The organism is Streptomyces sp. NPDC037401, assembly GCF_055602345.1.
In genome coordinates, this window is the sequence record NZ_JBVJWO010000003.1 from 303,728 (window position 1) to 309,818 (window position 6,091).

General features: G+C 73.3%; 6 protein-coding genes. 3 read left to right on the forward strand and 3 right to left on the reverse strand.

Annotation, left to right across the window (positions count from 1 at the left end; translation table 11 throughout):
* Positions 1 to 402: a hypothetical protein gene (locus ACZ7H1_RS04180; RefSeq protein WP_470783545.1), complete on the reverse strand. Its 402-nt coding sequence runs from the start codon at positions 400 to 402 to the stop codon at positions 1 to 3.
* 81 nt (positions 403 to 483) lie between these two features.
* Between ACZ7H1_RS04180 and ACZ7H1_RS04185 the strand changes: the two genes are divergently transcribed.
* Positions 484 to 1,770, forward strand: coding sequence for a hypothetical protein (locus ACZ7H1_RS04185; RefSeq protein ID WP_470783547.1), 1,287 nt, complete (start codon positions 484 to 486; stop codon positions 1,768 to 1,770).
* A gap of 1 nt (position 1,771) precedes the next feature.
* Here the strand turns inward: ACZ7H1_RS04185 and ACZ7H1_RS04190 are convergent, their stop codons facing one another.
* Together ACZ7H1_RS04190 and ACZ7H1_RS04195 are read right to left on the reverse strand one after the other, a co-directional pair.
* On the reverse strand, positions 1,772 to 2,683 hold the full coding sequence (locus ACZ7H1_RS04190) for a YhjD/YihY/BrkB family envelope integrity protein (protein ID WP_470783549.1): 912 nt from the start codon (positions 2,681 to 2,683) through the stop codon (positions 1,772 to 1,774).
* Positions 2,684 to 2,814: 131 nt separating this feature from the next.
* Positions 2,815 to 3,756, reverse strand: a complete 942-nt coding sequence (locus ACZ7H1_RS04195) for an EamA family transporter (RefSeq protein WP_470783551.1) — start codon at positions 3,754 to 3,756, stop codon at positions 2,815 to 2,817.
* 147 nt (positions 3,757 to 3,903) lie between these two features.
* On the opposite strand from ACZ7H1_RS04195, the gene ACZ7H1_RS04200 reads away from it, so the two are divergent.
* Positions 3,904 to 5,256, forward strand: a complete 1,353-nt coding sequence (locus tag ACZ7H1_RS04200; protein ID WP_470783553.1) for a hypothetical protein — start codon at positions 3,904 to 3,906, stop codon at positions 5,254 to 5,256.
* A 243-nt stretch (positions 5,257 to 5,499) separates the two neighbouring features.
* Positions 5,500 to 5,964: a BP74-related protein gene (locus ACZ7H1_RS04205; RefSeq protein ID WP_470783554.1), complete on the forward strand. Its 465-nt coding sequence runs from the start codon at positions 5,500 to 5,502 to the stop codon at positions 5,962 to 5,964.
* Positions 5,965 to 6,091: the final 127 nt, after the last annotated feature.

Genomic DNA, 6,091 nt, shown 5'->3' on the forward strand with positions numbered 1-6,091 from the left:
CTATGTGAGGTGACCGTACGAACCGCTCAGCGGCCGAGCCGCTGGAATCGGCGGAGGCGGTGGGCAGGCCGGAGAGTCCGCGCCCGGTGACGACGGCGGAGGGGCCATGGGCATGGACCGGAACCGGTCGGCGACTCCCCTGCCGGTGTCCGTGCTGACGGCGCCGGCCCAGTGGAGCCGGCTGCGCACCGCGGGCTCCAGGACCATCACGGCGGCCAGGTCCAGGCGAGGGCGCATGCCGCCGCTGTCCGCGCCGGCGAGCTTGCCGGCGGCCTCGGAGAGGCCGAGGCGGTCGAGCAGTTCGGTGGCGCTCTGCCGGGCGCTGCGGCGGCCGAGGTGGAAGGGGCGTCCTGGTGAACGCCCGCTCGGCGGACCCGCGGCCCTGACGCCCGGACGGCGCACGCGAGGGTGCGCGGCCGTTGCGGCGCACGTGCAATGGGGAGAGCGGCGGTTCCGCCGCGGCCGTTCTCCCCGGGAGTGCCCTTGACTACGCCGCCCCAGCAGCACCCGCCCGGACCCGCCGACCCCGCGCGGGCGGGCTCGCGTACCGGGCGGGCCGTGAAGAGCACCGTCTCGGCCGTGCTGATCGCGCTCACCTGCCTGCTCGTACCGGTTTCGCTGCTGACCGTGTGGGTGCACGACATCGTGCTGGACACCGACCGGTACGTGGCGACGGTCTCCCCGCTCGCCTCCGACCCGGCCATCGAGGCCGCGGCCGTCCGCCGCATCACCGCGGCCGCCGACGTGCGGGTCGACGGCCCGCAGGTGGCGGCCGACGTGGCATCGTGGCTCCAGTCGCGGGGGCTGCCGCCCCGCGCGGGCACCGCGATCAAGGCGCTCGGGCCGCAGCTGGACGCGGCCGTGGACCAGGCGGTCACGAAAGTGGCCGCCCGCTTCGTCGAGAGCGACCGGTTCGAGGCCGTCTGGAACGGCGCCAACCGGGCCGCGCACTCCTCCGTGGTCCACGCGCTCACCGGAAAGGGCCGCGGCGCGATCGGCGTCGCCGACGGGACCGTCACCCTGGACGTGGGCGCCGCCGTCGAGCGGGTCAAGGACGACCTCGTGGCCGCCGGCATCTCCCCCGCCGCGAAGATCCCCGAGGTCGACCGGCAGATGGTCCTCTTCCAGTCCGAGGAGCTGGGGAAGATCCGGGGCGCGGCACGCCTCCTCGACGCCGTCGGCATCTGGCTGCCGGTCCTGACCGTGCTGCTCGGCACGGTCGGGGTGCTCCTCGCCCGGCGCCGGCGCCGCGCCCTGGTCACCACCGCTCTCGGAGCCGCGGGCGCCTGCCTGGTCCTCGCGATCGGCCTGGTGCTCGCCCGGCGCTACTACCTCGACCACCTGCCCGCCCAGGTGCAGTCGCCGGACGCGGCGGCCGCCGTCTTCGACACCCTGCTGCGCTTCCTGCGCGTGAGCATCCGCACCGCGCTCGTGCTCGGCGTCGTGGTGGCGATCGGCGCGTACCTCTCCGGCGCCGGCCGCCTGCCGCGTGCCCTGCGCGGGGGCGCCGAGCGTACGGCCGACTCCGCTGCCCGGTGGGGCGGCGGCCATGGGCTGGGCACCGGGCGGGCCGGCGTCTGGGTGGAGACCCACCGGCGGTGGCTCACCCTCGCCGTCCTGCTCATCCTCGCGCTCGTGTTCGCGCTGTGGAACCACCCGACGGTGCTGACGGTCCTGCTGATGGTGCTGATCCTGCTGGCCGTACTCGCCGTGCTGGCCCTCCTGGCAGCCGACGGCCGGCAGGAGCGCGAGGAGCGGCGGCAGGGCTGAGTCAGCTCTGCCGCGCGGGCGGCGCGGGCGGCTCCGGCGAGGCGGCGGGGGCTTCGGGGGACGTGTCGGCGGACAGGTCGGCGGGGGTGCCCAACCGGCGGGCCAGCGGAGGCTCGTGGGCCAGGACGTACCCCACGGCGATGCCCACGGTCACCACCACGAAGAACATGATCAGCCACGACAGGAGGGCGAAGACCAGCCCGAGTCCGCCGAACTGCTCCAGACTGCGGTTCACGGCGCGCGGCATGTAGTACCGCGACCCCCAGGTCACCGTCTGCTCCCCCACCGCCACCAGGACCGCCCCGGGCAGCAGCGGCCACCACGGCACCCGGCCGCCGAGCAGCAGGTGCTGGGTCCACCACCACAGCAGCGTCCCGCTGACCAGCGCGAGGACCGTGCCGAGGGCCCGGCCGGTGCCGAACGCGTCCTGCACCGGGCCCTGGAAGATCAGCGCGGCCAGCCAGACGAGGAGCCAGGCCAGCCACCGCCACGCGGCCAGCCGGGCCGCCGCCTTGGGCACCCGCCAGCACCGCTCGCACGTCGTCTGGAGGGCACGGCTGCACGCCGTGGCCGACAACAGCGTCACCAGGAGGCCGACGGCTCCGGTGCTCGCGACGGCCGTGGTGTCGCCGGCGGCGTACACCGCGCGCACCTGGTCCAGGGCGGAGTCCGTCAGGCCCAGGGTGGTGCTGATCGTCGAGATCAGCTGCTGCCGCATCCATTCGGGGGACAGCGCCCCGATGACGAAGACGGCGGGGATCGCGCCGAGGAAGGCCTGCGCCGCCAGGCGCGTGGCGCAGTCCAGGAGGTGGATGCGTGCGAGCTGTTCGAGGATCCGGCCCAGGAAGGGCGTGTACCTGCGCATCCAGCCCGGCACGACGAGGCGGCGCGGGGCGGCCTGCGGTCCGGACACGGTGGCGGCTCCTTCCGGGAGCTCCCGTCGGCTGCGGATGCCTGTCCTGAGCAGGATGCAGCAGCGGGCAACATCCGGCACGTCAGGGACACGGCGCGGCGCGGCGCGGACCGCACCGGATCACGGCAGGGTCAGCAGGTGACCCGCCGGCCGGCGGCCCGGGAGGCGGCCGGGGCGTACACGCTGAGCACCGCGCCGAGGAGGAGGACGGCGCCGCCGGTCAGCTGGAGCGCGGTGACCCGCTCCCCGAGGAAGGCCCAGGCCGCCAGGACGCCGACGACCGGCTCCAGCATGCTGAGGATCGAGGCGCCGGTCGCGCCCAGCACCTTCGACCCGACGAAGAACAGGGCGATCGGCACGGCGGTCGAGACGACCGCGATGACCGCGATCGCCGCCCAGCCCGCCGGCGCGAAGCCGAGGTCGAAGCCGCCGGCGGGCACGGCCACCGCCGCCAGGGACACGGTCGAGCCGAGGACCACGTACCAGGTGAGCCGCTGCGCCCCGACGCGCTCGGAGAGCCGGGTGCCGAGCACGACGTAGAGGGCGTAGACCAGGGCGCAGCCCACGGCGCAGAGCACGCCCACCGTGTCGGCGTCGCCGGGTCTGCCGACCGTCAGCGCCAGGCCGCCGAGGGCGAGGCCCAGGGGCAGGACCAGGCGTTTCGTGGGGGCGTCGTGCCGCAGGACGACGGAGAGGGCGAGCACGAACACCGGATAGACGTAGTGCAGCAGGACGGCCAGGCCGGGTGTGATGCGCTGGACGGCCAGCAGGTAGAGGACCGATTGCAGGGCGAAGAGGACGCCCAACACGAAGAGGCCGCCGAGGTCGCGCGGCGAGGGGCGCCGACTGCTCTGGCCGGGGGCGAGCAGCGGGAGCAGCAGGGCGGTGGTGAGGGCGAAGCGGAGGATGAGCAGGGTCATCACGTTCAGCCCGGTCGCCGCGCCCCACACCGCGAGGACGGGCAGCAGGCCGAACCCGACCGCGGAGGCTCCGACGGAAGCGACACCCCGCGCGGTGCTGCTGGCGCTGCTGGTACTGCCGGCGGCTGACAGCCGAACCTCCGTGTTGGGCAAGTGAATTGGGATCAGCCTAGCTGATACGGTCCTACCGGCCCGGACCCGTCTCCGTCCGGCGCCTGGGGGGCGGAGGCACGGCGTGGCATCCCGGTGGCCCGGGGGCGGTTCGGCAGGACCCCTTCCCCCGACACTTCTGGAGGCCCGGTGCGCATCATCGCGGTGGTCACGTTCTCCCTGCCGGTCGACTTCTCGCTCAGCAGCCTGATCGAGGACCGGGCGGCCGTCGTGGCACCGCTGCGGGCGTGCTTCCCCGGACTGCGCGTGACGGCGGACGGCCATGACGACGTCGATGGCGCCGACGGCGCATGGTCCGACGACCACATCGTGCTGGACTACCCGGAGCCGAACCACGCGGCGCGCATCGAGAACTCCCTGCTCGACGGCACGGTCCGGATCCAGGACGCCGAGCTCGGCGTGGACTTCACCGCGCGGATCTACATCAGCAGCCTGTCGATCGGCTTCGCCGTCTTCGAACTGCCGCAGTGCGCCGACGACATCGACCTGCACATCGACAAGCCGGGCCGGGGCCGTGAGCTCCGTGCGCTGGAGGACCCGTACCGCAAGGCGCTGGGCCGCCACATCCGCCGGTGGTGCGCGTGCATGAAGGAGACGCTGGTGCCGCTCGACTGCGTCGGCGAGCGGGTGGCCGGGGACGGCATGCTGCCGGCGGGCCGGATGCTGTGGTGGCACCGGATCCTGCTCGACCCGGGCGAGAACGTGCCGGTCAGCGTCCGGGTCGGGGTGACGTGCACGCTCGGCGGGACGTCCTGCACGGTGGGGTACCTGTTCAGCAGCGTCACCGGCGCCGACGAGGAGTCGCTCCAGGAGTACGTCAGCGGGCTGATCCTCGCCTCGCAGAACTGGCTGATCATCGACGACGCGACGCGCCTGACCGCGAGCCAGCTGATGCGCATCGAGGCGGACGGCCCCTACAACCAGGCCGAGATCGACCGGCAGTACGACGAGATCCTCGATCTGACGGACAAGGCGACCTTCCGCAGCGTGATCTTCAGCGAGAGCATCCGCTACATCTCCAACTCGCAGCTGACGGTGAAGAACGCCGTCGACGAGGCCTGGGGCATCTCGGAGGAGGGCCGCATGCTGGGCGACCGGATGGCCGCGCTGCGGGAGATCTTCAACCTGAGGCGGGAGCGGGTCGCCAACCGGCGGGACGAGTTCCGCAACAAGGTGATCGTCGCGCTGACCTCGCTCACGATCCTGCAGTGCGTCTTCGTCTGGTACGACTTCTACACCGAGGACAAGGTCAAGACCGGCCCGGAACCGCGGCCCTTCATCGCCTTCACCGTGCTGATCGTGGTCATCGGCGGCCTGCTGGCGGTCCCGCTGGCAACCGCCCTCCTGCGCCGCCTCACCCCGGCGGTCCGACGCCTCCGCCGCCCCCGCCGCGCCCCGGCGCCGCGGCCGCCGGCCGGCCCCGGCCCCTTCCCCGGCCCGCGCTCGTCCTCGGACGCCGGGGACTTCGGCCGCGTCGGCTGAGGCGCCCCCCGGCACGGCTGAAGGCGCCTGCTCCGGCCGATGGACCGGGGCGGGCGCCTTCCGCCGTATCAAGTGTCCGTTTCATAAACTTCCGCGAAACAAAGGCCTGTTGGGCCGATTTTCAGAAGCGATCGGCTACTTCAGGACACTTTCGCCAGGTAACGGACCAATGCGGCAATGTCCCGATTAGGTTGATTGCATCCGGGTCGCACACGCGACCCAACGGACACCGGAGGTCCCGTCATGCGACGAACCCTCACCAAGGCCGGCGCCCTCGCCGCGGTCTCGATGGTCGCCCTGGCCCTGGCCCAGCCCGCTCACGCGGCGGACAGCGGAAACGGCACGGAAGTGCGCCCCGCGGCCGCGCCGGCGGCCTACTTCGAGTTCACCGACGGCACGGACACCTTCGTCTTCAAGCTCACGGACCGGGCGAAGATCCAGCAGGCCAGGAACATACTGAGCGGCGTCGACACCGAGAACGTCGGCGTCATGGGGACGATCGTCAAGAAACCCGCCTCGTACAACAAGCCGTGGAAGTACCAGCTCGACCCGAACTCCGTGCGGTTCTTCGGCATGGCCATGGAGGTGTGCGACGCGAGCATCTCCTACGTCGACGAGCACCTGACCGAGGTCGGCGGGGCGCTCCTGCCCCGCTCGGCCTGGTGTCCTTGGCAGTCGAAGCTGACGCGCGAGATCGCCGCGCCGTAAGCCGGACACTGCCCCGGGGGGGGGGGGGGGGGGGAGGGGGGGGGGGGGGGGGGGGTCGGGGGGGGGGGGGGGGGGGGGGGGGGGGGGGGGGGGAGGGTGCGGGGGGGGGGGGGGGGTGGTGGGTTGT